The 18536-nt window shown below is 49.6% G+C and carries 11 protein-coding genes; 5 read left to right on the top strand and 6 right to left on the bottom strand.

The annotated features are described in order from the left end of the window. The first annotated feature begins 215 nt into the window (after positions 1 to 215). The 5 genes from IPM50_05335 to IPM50_05315 all read left to right on the top strand — a co-directional run bounded on the left by IPM50_05335 (position 216) and on the right by IPM50_05315 (position 5796). The gene (locus IPM50_05335) at positions 216 to 1442 is read left to right on the top strand and encodes a tyrosine-type recombinase/integrase (GenBank protein ID QQS34000.1); all 1227 of its coding nucleotides are present in this window, start codon (positions 216 to 218) and stop codon (positions 1440 to 1442) included. Between the two features lie 36 nt (positions 1443 to 1478). Next, positions 1479 to 2156 (top strand): hypothetical protein, encoded by a 678-nt coding sequence (locus tag IPM50_05330; protein QQS33999.1) that lies wholly within the window; start codon positions 1479 to 1481, stop codon positions 2154 to 2156. 124 nt (positions 2157 to 2280) lie between these two features. Then, on the top strand, positions 2281 to 2499 hold the full coding sequence (locus IPM50_05325) for a hypothetical protein (protein ID QQS33998.1): 219 nt from the start codon (positions 2281 to 2283) through the stop codon (positions 2497 to 2499). A gap of 246 nt (positions 2500 to 2745) precedes the next feature. Next, positions 2746 to 4530, top strand: coding sequence for an AAA family ATPase (locus IPM50_05320; protein QQS33997.1), 1785 nt, complete (start codon positions 2746 to 2748; stop codon positions 4528 to 4530). A gap of 163 nt (positions 4531 to 4693) precedes the next feature. Next, positions 4694 to 5796, top strand: a protein-coding gene (locus IPM50_05315) for an IS3 family transposase (protein QQS33996.1) whose coding sequence is annotated in 2 segments (ribosomal slippage) — positions 4694 to 4955 and positions 4955 to 5796 — 1104 coding nt in all. Because the reading frame shifts where the segments join, the coding sequence is not laid out codon by codon here. Between the two features lie 477 nt (positions 5797 to 6273). Here IPM50_05315 and IPM50_05310 read toward each other — a convergent pair. The 6 genes from IPM50_05310 to IPM50_05285 form a co-directional block, all read right to left on the bottom strand. Continuing rightward, positions 6274 to 8490, bottom strand: a complete 2217-nt coding sequence (locus IPM50_05310; protein ID QQS33995.1) for a S8 family serine peptidase — start codon at positions 8488 to 8490, stop codon at positions 6274 to 6276. A gap of 60 nt (positions 8491 to 8550) precedes the next feature. Then, complete coding sequence (locus IPM50_05305; protein QQS33994.1) at positions 8551 to 12390, bottom strand: tetratricopeptide repeat protein; 3840 nt, start codon at positions 12388 to 12390, stop codon at positions 8551 to 8553. 393 nt (positions 12391 to 12783) lie between these two features. Continuing rightward, positions 12784 to 15999 carry a type I restriction endonuclease subunit R gene (locus IPM50_05300; GenBank protein ID QQS33993.1) on the bottom strand — a complete coding sequence of 1072 codons (3216 nt, stop codon included), beginning with the start codon at positions 15997 to 15999 and terminating at the stop codon, positions 12784 to 12786. Beyond that, positions 15996 to 16934, bottom strand: coding sequence for a patatin-like phospholipase family protein (locus tag IPM50_05295; protein ID QQS33992.1), 939 nt, complete (start codon positions 16932 to 16934; stop codon positions 15996 to 15998). The genes IPM50_05300 and IPM50_05295 overlap by 4 nt, the downstream gene beginning before the upstream one ends. A gap of 3 nt (positions 16935 to 16937) precedes the next feature. Next, positions 16938 to 17198 (bottom strand): hypothetical protein, encoded by a 261-nt coding sequence (locus tag IPM50_05290; protein QQS33991.1) that lies wholly within the window; start codon positions 17196 to 17198, stop codon positions 16938 to 16940. Positions 17199 to 17337: 139 nt separating this feature from the next. Then, the gene (locus IPM50_05285) at positions 17338 to 18516 is read right to left on the bottom strand and encodes a nucleotidyltransferase (protein QQS33990.1); all 1179 of its coding nucleotides are present in this window, start codon (positions 18514 to 18516) and stop codon (positions 17338 to 17340) included. Between the last annotated feature and the right edge of the window lie 20 nt (positions 18517 to 18536).

Below are 18536 nucleotides of genomic sequence, written 5' to 3'. Positions count from 1 at the left end.
TGAAGGGACTTGAACCCCCGACCTGATGATTACAAAAGAGCACCGCTATGTAATCGTAGCCCTGTAAAACATTGACCAATTCGTACGGAATGCCCATATTTACTGGCGAATCCGTAATTCACGGTTTGCAACATTCTTCACGGCGTGTCACACTTGTTCACGATTAGGACTTAATTCAAGTCCTAAAATGAGTCCTAATTTTGATTGGCCAAAATATGGAGATCAAACATTCCATTTTCCGGCGCGGACGAAAAGGATCTGGAGACGGGAAGTCCTATCGCAAGCCGTGGACCCTGCGTTTCACGTTTACTGACGAGAGCGGAAGAGCCAGGCAGAAGACGTATCAATTTTCTACTCGTGTTGATGCAACTGATGCGCGTTCGAAGCTTGAGGCAGCGATAAGAAAAACAAATGGACGGAACGCCGTTGGCGACAAAATGACGTTCCGTGATCTTGCAGAGTACGCGAAGCGGACTTTCTACCGACCTGCTGAGATCATCAATGGCCGCAAGATTGCCGGCATTAAATCCTGCCGTCAGACTCATAATCTTATAGACACGCTTGTCGAATATTTCGGTAAGAGAAGGATTTCCACGCTCACGCGCAGTGATCTTGATGGCTTTAAATCCTGGAGACTGAAACAGGGTGATCGCCGCGGCAAGCTTGGCCAACTGCCAACTAATAGGCGAAAACCGGTTTCGCTATCTACGGTTAATCGAAGTCTTGCAACTTTCAAACATATGATCAAGTTCGCTTATGCTGAGGGCTGGATAAGTAGAGATATAACTCTAGGTTCTAAAGCGATAGATCCGGATGCAGAAAAGGCAAGGACCCGAACCCTGACAGAAAGTGAAGAGGAAATTTTGCTCGCGTCATGCGGAGGCGATAGGGTCGTTACCTATACTCGCAGCGGTAAGGAGATCACCTCAGTGATCAGAACCGAAAATACCTATCTAAGGGCGTTAGTTTTGCTTGGTCTGGATGCAGGTTTACGGCGAAACGAGGCTTTGAAACTGGAGTGGCAAGATATTGATTTCGATCGCGGATTCATTCATGTAAGAAGTCAGCACACGAAGACTCAAAAAGGCCGGAACGTCCCGCTTAGAAGGCGGCTACGCGACGAACTACGTCGATTGCCAACATTCGCCGCGAGCGGCAAGGTTTTTCCATTTGCGGATTTCAAGCGCTCTTGGGCTACAGCATTGCGTATCGCAGGGATTGAAGGCCTTACATTCCACGACCTGCGTCGAACTTTTATAACGCGTTTGAGCGTTAAAGGCGTGCCGCTGGCTGTAGCTGGAAAGCTTGCCGGTCATAGCACTTTGGCGACCACGCAGAAGCATTATGTTTCGATTGATGATCTGGAGATCGTCGAAGGGGTTCGTTTGATACTTGACAGTGTCGACGACGAATCTACAACTGCTAATGGGTTTGTGAATTAGATTTCACGTCCCGATTCTGTTGATGGCAAAGGCACTATGAAAAAATCGACAAAAAAGACCACTGATCAGTTAGAAGAACCAAATGACGAGTTGGAAATTTCTGATTACGATGCCTATCTTTCCAAAATCAGCGAAAGCGGCAAATCGGAACTTCCATCGTGGGAATACCGTAAGAAGTACGACATAAATGTGTTAATTGAACATCTTGAATCGTTGTCGGGCCTGGATCGTCAACTAGATCTTCTTTATAAGGTTCGAGCCGAATATAAACGAGATGGCGAAGGGCTGAGGCAACTCGTAAGTAGACTGGGTACCATTAATCTCAAACTACTTCTAGAAGCAAGCGACAGTAACCTAAACGATGAGCTCAACGCATTAATTGGATTCGGCAATAAGCTCGATGCTGAGATCGAAATGTACGAAGGCCGACTTCGTATTACCGGCGTAGACGAAAGAGATGATAAAGACCGTTACGATCCAAAGGAGCGAGGCCTAACGGCGCAGTTAGCCATGCTTCTGTTGGACGAACTATTTCCAAGCACGAAAGATGCGGCCCTCTTAGCGAAAGCCGAGTTTCTCGAATTACTTGTCGGATGGAATAAGGATAAACTGCGGAACAAATGGGGCGATATTCAATATGGAAACCCCGCCTCGTTGGCGAAAGATCGCGAAAAGGTCGAATATTGGAGGCGAAGGCTTAAAATCAAAGACTAATAACAGGTAGCGCTACCGGTCCACCCAGTTCGAATTTGTTTCTATTAACGCTGTGCCCAAGTTGGCACGGCGTTTTTGCGTTTTGCACCGAACGCCAACTCTGATCAAAAGGAAGTGACTAATTATGGCAAAGCTAAAGGAGTACATACGGGAAAAGGACGTAATTGAACAATGGCCAATGAGCAAAGCAACTCTGATTCGAGCGCGAAAGAAGGGATTGCCATTCGTGCGGCTTGGGGCATTCGTCTGCTATCGCCCCGAGGACCTAGAAGCATATTTCTGCAGGCCTCGAACGTGGAAAGCCAGTGAAGATAAAGACGAGGTGGAACATGGGAGTACGTAAAGATAAAAAAAGCCGAAGCGGCAACTTCGGCTTGAAAACAAACTTGAACGGGAATTCAAGAATAACGTCTTCAGTTATCGAGCTTACAGCGCATCGAACCCAATTTCAATGCAGATATTGCGGCTCCGACTATATGAAATTCGCCGTAGATGGATTCTGCCAACGGTGTCAGCAGCGTTGTGAATACATTTTCAGAGAACATCCAAGGATTAAGCGTCGATTGAATTTTACCGGGAGGCCCAAGCGATGAAAATCGACGATTTGGTTTCTCGTTTCAAAAATATTAGGAAGCTCCCCAATGGGTTCATGGTGAGGTGTCCTGCTCACGCGGATAGCACGCCATCACTTTCGATCTCAGAGGGCGTTGATGGAAGGTTGTTATTAAAGTGCTTTGCTGGATGCTCGAATACGTCCATCCTTGCTGCGATAGAGCTTCAGATAAAGGATCTCTTTCCTGCGTCCGGCAATTCTCAGAATGGACGCAAGGCAGCGACATCGGACGCCAGTAGCTTCGTTCGAAAGATCAAAGCTATTTACCCATATTTTAATGCCGACGGTACGTTGCTATTCGAAAACATCAGGTACGAGCCAAAGGACTTCAGGCAGCGAAGGCCTGACGGAAATGGAGGTTACGTCTATAACCTGCAAGGGGTGGAACGAGTCCCATACAGGCTCCCTGAGCTGTTATCAGCTTTGCGGAACCCGGAACCCGAAATATGGTTCACCGAGGGTGAACGAGATGCCGACAATTTGCATTCACTTGGATTTATGGCCACCTCTTTCAAGAACTGGAAGCCAGAATTCAATCGTTATATACGGGGATGCCATTCAGTGATTTTTCGCGACAACGACAAGGTCGGGCTAAACCAAGCAACGGAGGCGGCGAGGTTAATCTTTGAGGTCGCTAGATCTGTGAAGATGATTGACCTTTTTCCGGGCTCGCCTGAATTCGGCCAGGATGTTTCAGTCTGGATCGATAATAAATCGGCAGACGGGCTTGGCAAGGAAGACATTGCAGAAGCATTGGCCGTTTTGGTTGAAGCAGCTGATCGATTGGATGCCGGGGCGGCACCATTCGCAACAAAAGATCTTAAAAGCGGTAGGGAATTCAGATTCACGTTCACGACACTAGAAGATCTGTTTAGGGAACCCGAGGAAACCCTCTCATATGTATGGGACAAGACCCTTATCACGGGTGGTTTTTCCATTCTGACGGGCAAGCCGAAGGTCGGTAAATCGTCATTGATCAGACCACTTGCGGTAGCGATAAGCAGAGGGGAGCCCATGCTCGGAAGAAAAACCGCAAAGGGCAAAGTCCTATACCTGTGTCTTGAAGAAAAGCGCAGTGAGGTTAGGCGACATTTTCAGATGCTTCACGGAAGTGGCAGTTCTGTTCTTATCCATTCCGGCTCAACTCCCCAGACCACCGACGAGGCCATTGCGGCTCTCCGTCAGGCGATAGAAGAACATCATCCGATGATTATCTTCATTGACCCTCTGTCGCGCGTTATTCCGGCTTCTGATTTTAACGACTATCGACTAACGAACCAATTGGCTCGGTTCGTCGATCTTGCCCGAGAAACCGGGGCCCATATTTGCTGTCTTCATCACGACGGCAAAGGGAATCGAGAAGATTCCGACGCGATCCTTGGAACTACTGCGCTCTTCGGATCAGTAGACTGTCACTTGCACATAAAGAAGCGTCAGCACGGGCGAACCATTTCAAGCGCCCAGCGTTACGGCGAGGATCTTCCTGAAACCGTGATCGAGCTAGATAAGGAAACCGGCCTATTGATCGAAAAGGGCGAACTAGAGGCTGCAATTCGGTCGGCAGTAAAGGCAGAAGTGTTGGACGCCGTTGGCTCTGACACGCTAACCCAAGCGGATATTAAGAATGCTATCCCGCAACGGAACGGCGGCCAGATTTCCAGGGCAATTGTGGAATTAGTCGAAGAGCAGATTCTTGTTCGAAGTGGAAACGGGAAAAGGAATGAGCCCTATCAGTACAGTAGAGCGGGAACGAAAGCATAAGCCGACCGTGCTAAACCAAATCGTGGGAACCTGGGTATCTAGGTAACCAATAACACTTATACCCACAATACCTAGATTATTAGGACTGTAAACCTCCCATAAAATAGTATCAGACAGAAATATAGTTTCCGGTCAGAATAGGAAGTAGGAGGAGGACTGGGAAATGACGAGATCGAAGTTTAGTGAGGGACAGGTGATCGGGATCCTGAAGCAGGTAGAAGGTGGCCGGACGGTGGCGGAGGTATGCCGGGAAGCGGGGATATCGACGGCGACGTATTTCAAGTGGAAGTCGAAGTTCGGAGGGATGGAGGCATCTGACATCCGGCGGATGCGGGAGCTTGAGGAAGAGAACCGGCAATTAAAGCGGATGTATGCGGAGCTTGCACTTGATTGCCGAGTGTTAAAGGACGTGATCGAAAAAAAGCCCTGGGAGCGGTAGAGAAGCGTGTTGTGGTGACGCACATCAGGGCGAAGCACCTGATAAGCGAGAGGCGGGCATGTTCGTTGATGAAACTGTCGAGGACCGTGTTTCACTATCGCAAGGTACGGGCAAATAAGGATACGGAGATCGAAGAGGCCCTAACGAGGCTTTCAGCGATGCATCCTGAGATGGGATTCGGGAAGTTCTTCGCGATGCTGCGGCGAGAAGGGAAAGGCTGGAATCACAAGCGTGTATACCGTGTGTATTGCGAAATGAAGCTGAATAAGCGTCGAAAGCACAAACGGAGATTGCCGGCTCGGAACCCTGATCCGCTCAGCGTACCGCAGGCCGCGAACCATTGCTGGTCGGCCGATTTCATGAGCGACGCACTGTGGGACGGACGACGGTTCCGGACCTTTAACGTAGTGGACGACTTTAACCGTGAGGCTCTGGCGATCGAGGTGGACACGAGCCTGCCTTCGCAGAGGGTGACAAGAGTGCTGGATCAGATAGCTGAGTGGCGAGGGCTTCCCGTCAGACTGAGATTCGACAACGGGCCTGAGTTCACGGCCGTGGCAGTGGCAGACTGGGCCGAAACGAACGGAGTCGAGCTTGAGTTCACGCAGCCCGGCAAGCCGATGCAGAACGGCTTTATCGAACGCTTTAACCGCACGTACCGCGAGGCCGTGCTTGATATGTACATCTTTGAGAGTTTATCGGAGGTGAGATCGCAAACGGAAAAATGGTTGGAAATCTACAACCACCACCGCCCGCACGATTCGCTGGGAGGCATGCCTCCCAGCGAATATCTCACAAAACATAACACCGGAAATGTTTATTCCTAACTGGTACTAATTACGGGAGGTTTACAGGACAGACGCTCTTAGTGGATCAGGATGACAGTTGTGGCTCGGCAGCGAAAGGGAGTTTGTTGAGGGGTGGCAGACAAGGATAATGAACGCAGATGGTTAAAGGCCCTGGCCAAACGAGGTTTTAGCATAATCGCGGAATTTCCCAGTGAAACCGACCGCACAAAGTGTTCGAAAGGGCAGGAAGCTATTCGCCACGCATGGATGATTACCGGATAATAACTTATATTCATTGGGAATTCGTGTCATTCCCCCTGTCAATTTTCTGTGTATTCTGCTGTCAAATCCCTGTCAAATTACTGTCAGACTAGACGCAAGTGAATAGATAAAAAAAGTTCACAAAGGAAAGTTAAAACGTTTTCGCAAACCCGTGCATAGTCAAGCCAGCGGGACGGTCAAACAGGCACAGTGGCAAGCCAGTTTGTGAAGGAACAATCATAGAATGGTATTCCTCTATCGCGAACGGGGGCGGGGCGTTCTACGATTGGGAGCAGGTGTGGCTCTGAGAGCCGCTCCAGGGTCCAACATCCCCCATCCCCAGATAGGATTAGGAACTGCTCCGACAGTGCCGCCAGAACGAGCGGTCTTCTTCAAGATGGAGCGTACCTGTTCGGAATCAAGATTTGGATTTTTCTGAAGCATCAATGCAATCACCCCTGTTACGAAAGGGGTGGATGCGCTTGTGCCCTCCCATGCGATATGGAAGCCGTCTCTAGTTGTTGATGCTCTGTTCTCGGCAACTATAGAATTCTTACATCCGCTAGCATTTGGATTTGCAGACTGTGACAAGGACGAAATGGCGAAGCGGCCTGGACCGACAATATCCGGCTTTACGAGTCCGTCTCGCCTAAATCCGGGATTGGAGTAATATGAGGGAGCTCCAATAGACAAGTTATAGAAAGTAGTTTCTCCATCTAGGTTGATCCATCGATCCCGAAAATCATAAGACCCCACCGTGATCGCGTTTTTTGCGTTGCCGGGACTTGTTAGCATTTCCGTTTTTAATGTCCCAGTTCCAAAGCTCGCTCCGGCTCCCGCAGATTCAACGATGTAAAGATCAAAACGTCCATTGGTGACATTTGGAGTTGTGCCAAAACCCCACATAATGTAGTTCCCAGCTGGGAATTGGAATTGAACTGTGTCGGGCTTTCCTAGTGCATTTTCGAATGATGGCCGAATCGATGAAAAAAAGGATTCCGCGGCTGTTCGATTACGCAATTCCGCAGAAGCATAAGTCTCTATGCGTCGGTTATTCTTGACTAGGAAAATAGTTGCTTGTTTTCCGTTAGTATCCTGGAAAATCGGATTAGTGCTTCGAAAGGCAATGCCCCAGTCATCCATCCTATCGAATATCGCCATAAGGCGATTTGGCGATGACACATTCAATTCAATTGCATTGCTGAATTGATCCGCCTGTCCCCTGCGTTTGGGGGCGAACCGCCCACCCGCTCGAATATTCATCCTAGAATCATTTCCCGCAGCAGTTGTTACAATAGCCCCTTTAATGGAAGGGCCAGTGATTGAATCCAAGAAATGCTCTGATTCGTCGCTGCCGTCTCGTGCGGTAAAACGAGTCCCGAAACTCAGATTGACTGCAACTGGTTTTCCGACAGATCTTGCTGTCTCGATTATCCAGCCAGCTGTTATTGCTGCTCCAGGAAGAAATTCTCCGCAATTCGAGACCTTTACGATAATAAGTTCAGAATCAGAAGCGACTCCTGAATAGGTGCCAAGCGGGATACCTTGTGATGTTGCCCGGCCGTTTGAAGCGGCGGTCCCAGCCACTGCGGTCCCATGACCGCTCAAGTCGAAGGAGTTGACAGTCGCTTTGCCTAATAGCGCATCGTTGATCTGTTTATTTGTATAAACCGTTCCAAGCCACCTTTTTCTGTCTTCAATATAAATTGGTGGTTTTGAGCCTATTCTGCCTTGCGAAGTCTGGAAAGAGTCATCGGTGAGATCCCAGATAGTGTGAATACGAGAAGTACCGTCTGACTTCCGAAAATCACTGTGTTTCCAATCGATTCCCGTATCAATGATGCCGATAAGAACACCTCGACCTGAAAGAAGCTGTTTGTCAAAATCGCTTGCTAACGGAGCGTTCGTTGTTTGAGAACTTCCACTCCTTTCGCGAGGCACGATATTGAATTCGCGACTTGTATCTAGCGGCGAGGGGGTTTGGAATGCTTTCAAAATCCCAATTCGAGTAATCGAGGGTGATTCCACAAGTCCCCCAACCGATCGTATCGGGAGCATCACGTAAACAACGTTCCCCATCTGCGCGATTACACTCGCCCTCGCTTTCTCAAGTACTAATTTGTCAACCGCTTTAGCAAAAGATATGGATGTAACTACAAGTGGATCGCTCTCCGAAGAGTCTATCCCAAAGAAGGACTCCAACTGGAAAGAAGTATACTCCGAGGACTCGTCTATTCCCGCTCCACTACGTCGCGAAAATGAAAATTGCTCGTAAAGAGCATACAGTTCGGGTGAAAGCTTATCGAGCGGTTCGATATTTGAATCTCCACGCGTTCTCTCGATCGTGAACTGGGGAAGAGTAGGCAAAGAGCGGTCGAGCGTCTGCGCTCCCAAATGAACTGCCGACAAAGATGCGGCGGCTAAGGCCCAGCATAGTTGAGGTGCGATTTGATACTTCTTCCAAATACTCATCTGTTCTTCTCCGATTCCTCAAATTTTATGAGCTACCAATTTCAAATGAATTCATGGCTGCTATTGCCAGTTCCCAATCAGAATGAATGGTGACCAATAATATGGATGAGCGAAGGGAGCCTTAGCATCTCTAGCAAATCTCGCTGGGGAAATAGACCTCTCTTTTCCGGTCTCGGTCGCTACACTTCTCCATACCGGTTGATCATCTGGACCATATTTTCCGCGAAGTAGTGTAAGCTGGGCTATACGTAGAGCGTCGGCTTTACGAATTGCCTTTCCCGGCTCCATCTGGCGATAGAACTCGGTCATGAGGTCTCTTGTGGAGGAATCTGCGACCGCCCACAAGGAAGCCAGAACCGATTTTGCGCCACTTCTTTGAGCTAAAGCCCCAAACCCTTCTATCTCAATGCCGTTAGATTTACGCTCAGCAGACATTCCAGTATTGCAGGCAGAAAGCGTGAGAAGCTCGACGCCTGCAAACCGCGCTCCGCCTTGACGAATTGCAGTTAGCGAAAGCTTGCGGTTTTCGCCGCCTCCAAGCAGCAGGTACGAATCAATATCGTTGCCAGCATTCAGGTGAAAGTGGCTTGCGACGTGGACAACTGGAAAACGACCAAGCGAATCGCGAAAGTTCTGAAACGTGAATTTTTCATCCAGAAGTGTGCTGCCTCCAAAGACACCTTGAGAATCAGATTTGAATGTTCCGCATCGATCTTTTTCTTCCGGGTCATCAATAACCGTGCAAAGCTCTTCAGGAACCGCCGTCAGTGCCTCAAATCTTCTTACGGTGCCGTCCGATTCCGTTACTGAGATCTCCTTTGAAACTCCTACACCGAGAGCTCTCCATTTTTCACGACCACTAGTTCGGGTGTTAAGTTTGTCTCGACTGGCGAGCGTAACGACCACATTATTAAAGCGTTCGACCAGAAATTGTTTCCCGTCCCAAAGTGCGCTTATTGGGACATAACGAAGAGTGCCGTCAAGACTCCATACAATTGTGTCGGCCTCAATGTCCGTAATATCTTTAATCACTCCCGCCGGGAATAGCACGTCGAAAAGAGCCTTTCCGCGTAATCGCGGGTCGTAACTCGGATTCCGAAGAACCGATCGAAATTCTGCGACCAGACGATTGACCTCTTCTTCTTTGATCGGGACTGTATACGCCTTCTGGGTGTCCGAAGTAGTTACGATAATGTTGAGGCGCTCTTCACTCGAGATCGTAGAGATGAAGACTGTCCGAGGCTCGCCCAATTCCTTGAGTATTGACTGGCTGCCGGATTCGATTGTGCCAACCCTTACGTCCCGCTCACCGAATTTTAGTTTCAGGCTGTCTAGGAATGCCGCGAATACGATGTTCGCGTTCAATATTTGTGTTTCCAGCTGGTTAAGTCTAGTCTGCTTTGGGAACTTGCCAACTTCATAAATACGGCTCTCCATCTGGAGCTCACCTAGCTCCTTACCCAGTTTAGTAAGATCTTCGGCGTATTTCTTATATTCCTCAAATGCTCTCTTTTCCTCCGGAGAAAGCGACAACTTTGCTAGCAATTCATCAGAAACTCCGCCGTCACGACGAAGGAATTCAAAATACTCATCTTCTTTGAGCATCGCCAAAACTTGTTCAGCTTCCGCGATTCGCCCTAGATCGATTAACACTCCAGCAAGTTTGTGAAATCCCTTTTCATATTGTCTAACATAAGCCTGCTGCGTTTCGACATCCAAGCGGGTGATCGATGCGCGAATCGACTGAACATAATTGACAGCCTGCTTTGCATAGAAAACTGCAAGGACTTTGTTCTTCTGCTTCAACCAATATTCGCCCAGGTACCCAAGCGCATAGGCTTCGAGCCTGGTGTCACCTTTACTTCTGGCAGAAATTAGCGCATTTGTCAGCATTTCAAGACCTTTGCCGGTCTCCCCCAGCTCCAACATAATTTCGCCCAGATTTAGAAGAAGAAAGCCGTTTGAGGATAAGTTGCCGGTTGACTTCTGAATCGATAGGGCTAGCTCCACATCCGATCTTGCATCCCTAAAACGCCCCAATTGTATTTTCGAAGAAGCTCGGTTATTTAATGTTAATATCTCCATCGGTTTCGCACCATATTGCGTATAGAAACCTAGTGCCTGCGTGTAATATTCAATTGCAATTTCATGTTTTTCGAGATTCGTGTAGACGTTGCCAAGCCCCCCGTTGGCTTGAGCCATCTGGGCCAGACGCTTTCCCTTTGACGCCAGTGCCAAGGATTGCGTATATGAATCAATTGCCTTTTGATTCTCTCCGAGATGAAAATAGATAAGGCCGAGGTTGTTTAGTGCCAGCGACTGGCCGGTTGTGTCGGTTTGAGTCTTGAAATATTCAAGGGCCTTTAAATTGGTTGTAACCGCATCTTCATATTTTCCGAGGCTAACGAAAACCTGTGCGAGAAATGCATTCGTTGAGGCGATCGCCAATTCGTCGTTCGATTCCCGGTAGTACTCTAGACCACTCTCTAAGAGCTTTCTGGCTTCAAGATAATCACCCGAAGATGCGTTGGCGATGGCAGAAGCCGTTATTGCCTGCATCTCTTTTTGCTTATTCCCTGATAAGCGAAATAGAGAGGCCGCTTGCTGATAAAAATCGAGCGAACGTTTTATGTCTCCGAACTCATTGTAAATGAGTCCAAGCAGTTCCAATGCATGGGCTTCACCGTCCTTGTTGCCCCTATTGCGCGAAATTTCCCGAGCCCGATTTAGAAGCGATATTGAGCGTTGAGGATTCCCTTTGTCCTTGACGATTTTCGCCAAGGTCGTTAGGCCGGTTTCCACCGATGGATCATCCCCCAGAAGGTCAACATCGGGAAGGGCTGCTTCCAGCAGCTCGAGAGCCCTGTCGTCCTGTTCCAGATACTTATAAACGATTCCCAGGCTGATACGGGACGAAACAATCCCGGGCATGTCAGATAGTTCATGATTAATTTCCAATGCCCTTGAAAAGACCTTCAAAGAAGCTAGGTAGTCCTCCTGCAGCATTAACGAAAGTCCATATTCGTTAAGAACGACGACCTCCCTAGAAAGTTCATTGGTTTGCCTGAATATCTCTGCAGATTCACTATAATTGATCGATGCCTCTTTCCATTTTTTCTCGGCGACAAATAGTCTGGCGATTGTGAGGGCCGCTGTACCCTCTTGAGACCGATTACCAGATTTGCGAGCAATTTCCTTCGCTAGAGCAAAAGTCTCGTGAGATCGTTCGGCATTGCCAAGGTTCTCAAGGTAGATAGATCCGACCCGAAACAAGATCTCTAATTCTTTGACATGATTCTCGACTGACGCATAAAGCTCTAATGCTTTCAACAAATTCTCTATAGCTTGCTCGGACTTTTTTGCGTTGGCGAGCATTATTCCCATGTTCTCGACCGCCTGGGCCTCAATACTTTGGCTTCTTGCGGCCCGGGCTGATTCGATTGCAAGTTTATAGTAGGTCGCCGCTTCCTCGATCTCCCTATTTCGTGCGTGCACGAGCCCAACGTTGTTGAGTGCCACCGCCATTCCTACACGATCGTTTATATTGGCAAAAATGTCACGGGCCCGTAAAAACGCATCTTTGGCAAGGCTCCAATCACCGAGCCGGGAGGCCGCAACTCCTGCAAACAACCAACTATTGCCCGCGCTGGATTTCGCGCCTTGTATCTCAAAGTCTCTTGCAGCAGCACGAAGCAATTCTTTTGCCTCTCGTAATGATTCATAAGAGTTCTGCTCGATAAGTCTGAGAGCCTCCTTATAGGCTTCCTCCGACGCAATTAGATTGGTCGATCTACCCCCTTCCGAAGTTGGAGGCTCTTGTGAAACCAATTCGAAGGCCCCAAAGCCAATGACCGAAACCAAAAGAAGATACCGAAACGTTCTTTGAGTGAATAAAGTCATTTAACCACCTTCGGCTGAGTTGTAGAAAATACCTTGATTATAAGTACTATAACACCAGTTTTGAAGGACTTGCTTTCACGAAATGTCAGGTGCGACCGCATATCGATTGAACGTCGGTATGGCCCAACTCTTGCACAAAGAAGCTAATCCGGCATCCTATTTGGCGAAAACCGGTCAGATCGAAAATGCCGTATTCTTTCGATCAATTCTTGTAAAGGGAGGTGAGACCCTGGCTGCTGATTTTACTCATTCGCCAACGATTACTGCACGTAGGGATGCGTAACGTCTTGTAGTAAAATTGCCGCGGCCTTTCTAGCATCAGAACTAGTTTATTCAGCCAATTACTCCATTTATCTTTGACTGCTACCGGGAGCATCCTAATACGAGAGACAATCATGAAACAGCAAATTGGTCAGCCAACAACTCTGCCTGTTTCAACACTGTTTCAATCGCCTCTTGCTGTTTATCCGGCGGATATCCATGTTTTGTCAGGGTACGACGAACCAAAACCATAAGCTTGGCACGCGAGGCTTCCCTAATAGGCCAGTCAATGGTCGTATTATTTCGCACCTTGTCGGCAATTTCGCGGGCTATATCACGTAGGATCTCGTCGCCCAAGACTTGAACGGCGGAATCATTAACCTCAAGAGCGTTATAAAAGGCTACCTCGTCTTCTGTCAGTCCAAGCTTTTCGCCTTGCAGGTCGGATTCTTTAACCTCTTTAGCGAGCTTTATAAGTTCCTCGATAATCTCGGCGGTTGAAAGAAGGTTATTCTGATATTTCTTAACCGCATCTTCGAGCATCTTGAGCAGCTCCTTGCTCTTTACAAGGTTCTTCCTCATTCGAGTGCTTATCTCATCGTTGAGGATCTTTTTGAGAAGCTCAAGGGCTAGGTTCTTGTGCTTCATTCCTTTGACTTCAAAAAGGAATTCATCTGAGAGGATCGAAATCTCCGGCTTCTGTATTCCTGCCGCATCGAAGATATCCACGACCTTATCGGAACTTAGCGATTGGTCGATGATGCGACGAATAGTCGTTTCGTAATCGTCCGTGCTGCCGCCTCCGCCAGTTCCGCCTAGCTTAACCATACGGACTTTGACGGCTTGGAAGAAAGCGACTTCTTCGGCAATCGCGACAGCGGCTGGGTGCGGATTGGTGAGGGCGAAAGCTTGAGCAAGTAACGAAACCTCGCGGACAAACCTATCGCGGCCTTCGTCCAGTCCGAGAATATGTTCTTCGGCTTGCAAGATGATCTCTAGTTTTTGACGAGGATCCGCGGTAAAGAAACGGGCGTAGTCGAATCCATCTTCGCCGTATGCGGCCGAGTCCTCGGTGAGAATGTCGTCGTGAGACTTGCTCGTCTCATCGAACATCTGCCGGACGACTTCGAGCTTTTCCTGCATTGCAGAAACTGCCTTTTCGATATCTATGGTCGGGTCGCCCTTGCCACCGGCTGCCCCGTAGAAAGAGAGAGCCTTCTTCAAGTCCGTCGCAAGTCCGAGATAGTCAACCACTAAACCGCCCGGCTTGTCCTTGAATACGCGATTGACGCGGGCGATTGCCTGCATGAGGGTATGCCCTCGCATCGGCTTATCGACATAGAGGGTGTGCAGACACGGAGCGTCGAAGCCTGTGAGCCACATATCACGGACGATCACGAGTCTGAGCGGGTCGTTCTCATCCTTGAATCTGTCCGCAAGCTCGCGGCGTTCCTGTTTGGACGTGTGATGAGCGGCCATCGCAGGACCGTCCGCACTTGATGCGGTCATCACGACCTTGATAGCTCCTTTTGCCTTGTCCGCGTCGTGCCAATCGGGACGCAACGTAATGATCTGCTCGTAAAGGTCAACGGCAATGCGGCGACTCATGGCAACGATCATTGCCTTGCCCTCAAAGACTTCCTGTCGCTTCTCAAAGTGCGTGACAATGTCGTTCGCGAGATTCTTAATGCGTTTCGGGTTTCCTACAATCGCCTCAACCTTTGTCCATTTCGCTTTCGCTTTCTGCTTTTCGGTGAGTTCGTCGGTCTCTTCAAGTTCCCCATCGAACTGCTTGATAAGTTCACGGCCTTCGTCGGTCAGATTCACCTTCGCCAGACGGCTTTCGTAGTAGATCTTCACCGTCGCACCATCATTAACCGCGTCCATGATGTCGTACCGGTCGATGTAGCTGCCGAATACCTGAGGCGTGTTAACGTCGTCGCTCTCAATCGGCGTTCCGGTGAAGCCGATATAAGTCGCGTTTGGGAGTGCATCGCGCATATATTTGGCAAAGCCGTATGCGATCCGCTGGCCGACAACCTCCTTCGATTCCTTGTCCACGATGTCTCGAACTTCGGCCTCAAAGCCGTACTGCGTCCGGTGGGCTTCGTCGGCAATCACGACAACGTTATTTCTGTCGGATAGTAGGTCATAAACCGAGCCGCCGTCAGTCGGCAGGAATTTCTGAATAGTGGTGAACACGATCCCGCCACTCGCAACTTTCAAAAGTTCCTTCAGGTGTTCGCGGCTGGTCGCCTGAACGGGTTCCTGACGCAATAGTGCTTTCGAGGCGGCGAACGTTCCGAATAGCTGTTCGTCAAGGTCGTTTCGGTCGGTGATCACAACGACGGTTGGGTTATCCAAACTGGCAACAAGTTTGCCGGTATAGAAAACCATCGACAAAGACTTGCCGCTTCCTTGCGTGTGCCAGACAACACCGCCCTTTCGGTCGCCGTTCTCGGCGGCTGCGGCCAGGGTCGATTTCACGGCCTTATTGACCGCATAGTATTGGTGATATGCGGCCAGTTTCTTGATCGAGATAACCTGTGTTTGGCCGGTCTTCTTGTCATTAACGGTAGAGCGTTCGAACACAATGAAGTTCCTAACTAGATCGAGCAGAATATCGCGGCAAAGCATTCCCTTAATCAGTGTGTCGAGCTGCGGCGTGAATTTCGAAGCGTCCTTTTCGCCGTCGGCGGACTTCCACGCCATAAAACGGGAGAGTCCTGCTGAGATCGTTCCTGCCTTAGCGTCGAATCCATCCGAGATCAGGGAAAAGGCGTTGTAGTTGAATAGCGACGGGATCGTTGCCTTGTAGGTCTCGATCTGATTGAACGCTCCTTGGATCGTAGCGTTCTCGTCGGTTGCGTTCTTAAGCTCTATGACGACCAGCGGGATGCCATTTACGAAAAGCAGAATATCGGGCCGCTTGGTTTGATTGTTCTCGGTGATCGTGAATTGATTGACGGCCAAAAACTCGTTGTTGTCGATATTCTCAAAATCGATCAACGCTACCTCGTGACTCCGTTCAAAGCCGTCCTCGGTATAAGGCACTTTTACCTTTTCGATTAGGAACGAATGAAACTCTTCGTTCGCAGCCTTCATGTCGGGCGAATATAGCTTCACCGCCTTCTGTATCGCTTGTTCCCTTGCTTCGGATGGAATGTGGGGATTGATCCTGGCGACTGCGTTCCGAAGTCGATCAATAAGAACGACCTGCTCAAATGACTCCCGTTCCTGTCTCTCGCCACCGGGACTGATCACCGCACCGTGAACATACGAATAGCCCAGAGCCTGAAGCTCTGTAAGAGCGTATTCTTCGATCTGGTTTTCGGTGATTGGTTTCATTCGCTCAATGGTTCAGCCCTTTTGAATGGCACGAATCGCTCATTGACCGGCTCCGAGAAGAACGCCTTCATCAAACAGGCTCGCTCCATATCAAAACGTATAAGAGCAAGCTCCTTCAACGCCGGAACTTGCCGTGGATCATCAAGTGCGAAATTGCCTGGGTCGTTAACGCGGAATACGTTCTCGTGTCCGAGCAAAGTGTACGTCCCAGAGAGGGCGGACTTACTCTGCATTGACATGAACGCATCCACCGAGTGTCCGAAAAGAAACCGTAATCCACTCCTCGCCGATCGAATATCCTTACCGCTTTTTTCGGTGCATCCAAGACTGAGTATATTGACTTCCTTTTTAGGCCAGTTCAATAGTCCGACGGCTTCGATCGCAGCAACTAGGACAGGGTTGTTCGCCCAAAGGCCGCCATCAGTCAGGTATTCGCCACTGAGCGTTGAGAGTGTAGGAAAGTATGTGGCCGCAGCCGAAGTCGCCAATGCCGCCTCAACTACGCTCCGATGATAGTCGCGAGTGAAATCCGCGCGGTGGCAGGTCTTATAAAGGTGGACATCGCCCTCGGTCTTCATAGATACGACAACCGTCCGCGTAAGACAATCGTCAATGCGTTTCGTGCCGAAGGTTTCAGTCAGTGCTCGCTCTAGCGGCTCCGAGTTCCACTTGATCCTACGTGCGTGTCTGATCTTCGCCAGAAGAGCTGAGCCGGAAAAGATCTGAGGTCCGTACTCCTCGTAAAAGGCCACTATCTTTGAGGCAGGAATGCCAAGACTGATAGCTAGAGCGATTATCCCACCCGTTGACGTACCAACCACGAGGTCGAAATACTTATAGAGCGGTTCGGGTAGACTGGCCTCGAAGCTCGCAAGCAGAGTCGCAGGGTAAACCCCCTTCAGCCCACCGCCATCGATGCTCAAGACTCGTCGCATTTTCTATTCTGGCTCGGTCCCGTCGCCGAACCATTTTCCCGTAGCAAGCCAAAGCTCGTAATAAAACAGATATGATGAGATCCACGGTATGACCGTATCAGCAACGTATTTACTCGAATCCCATTCCTGCTTGCTTCGCGTGTATAGGCAGAGCGATTTGCCGGGATAGATATGCGGCAATCGCTTCGCGCCCGGCGCCAGCGTGAGTTGTGGCTCCAGCACTCGAATCTCGGGATGCTGTCCCTGTTCTAGAATCACCTGCACCCGGTATTCCTCCGACAATGGCGTCGGCCGGACCCTTCCTTCGCAAATGAACCGGTTACGGTGTTTCTTCGATTTTCTGCAGCCGAAGTTTTGGTGCTCGCCAGTTAGCCGACTGACCTGTTGCCCGAGGTTCAGCCGTCTAGTCTTGCTCCTCTCCATGGAATGTGTTCTGCGGCATCGGTGTGCTTCGAGGCGAATCTTTCGATACGACCACGCCCGAACCTGACGCGACCGCTAAATCGCCTGAGTACCTAAGGCCCGAATATCGCTCCGCGAACTGAGTAACGACATCGTTTGTTACGTTCTCACCGAACATTGACTTCAGTTTGGTGATGATCTGCGGAACGCCAGTCGTGTTTCGAAGTTCCGAAAGGTCGGCCGTGATGGCATTGAGCCACTTCTTGAAGCCAGCGTAAATCTTACGGTCCTCCCATCGCTCGCTTAGGTCTTCTTTTTCGTTCGTTGGGTTTGCAACCGTTAGACGGGCGCCAATGGTCTCGGCCTGGCGTACCTCACTGGCGATTCGGGTCACGATATTATGAAGCGCATCAATGACGGACAATGTTCCGTCATAGTTACTGGCTGCCAAAGTCGTCAAGACGATAGATATCGGCCTTTCGTATTCCGGCACGTCGGCTAAAGTAAAATCCCGGTGTCGTTTCATGAGCTGCACGGCACGGTTCAGCGTCGTTTTCTCTTCGTAGGTCTGCTGCTCAGGTACCGGTTCGGCGCGCTTCTTGAACGAGATGATCGCCTGCTCCTCTTTGTACTCGAACCATTTCGCATAACCGCGAGGGTTGCTATCGACCCAATCATGGAGTTCCCGGTCAGGGACAAGCAGGCAATGTTCACGATGGAACTTGAAGCCGCTCGGGTTCGGGCAGGCAGGGAGAATGTCCATATGAAATTCGTTCGCGTAATTCAGGCGTATGCAGCGCCGCTTACGCTCGACCATGCTCTTATATGTCCCATGCTCTCGCAACCTTGCCTCGATGAGGTCCAGCAGGGCCACGGGTTGCGGAAAATCCGACGTGGTCGCATCGACAATACAGACAAGGTCGATATCGTACTCCGTATCGCCGACCGGCCTAACTGTCGTTCGGATACGGAAAGACCCTTGAGAGAATATGTCGGGATCGAACTGTCTAAGGTTGCTGCCGTCAGCGTTTAGCCATTCGGCTACGGCGTGGTAGCGGTCGCGGGCTTGTCCATAAGCGGTCTCGCTGAGTCGCAGCTTCTGACCTATAGCATCCAAATATTCGTCAATATGTGCCGGAACCGGGGAAGCGTCTATGGCACTAGATGTCGCAGTACTCATAGTGCAATCATACCACATCT

Source organism: Acidobacteriota bacterium, from assembly GCA_016700075.1.
GTDB lineage: Bacteria > Acidobacteriota > Blastocatellia > Pyrinomonadales > Pyrinomonadaceae > OLB17.
Note: the sequence above shows the minus strand (reverse complement) of the source record. Positions and strands in the feature narration are given on the sequence as shown.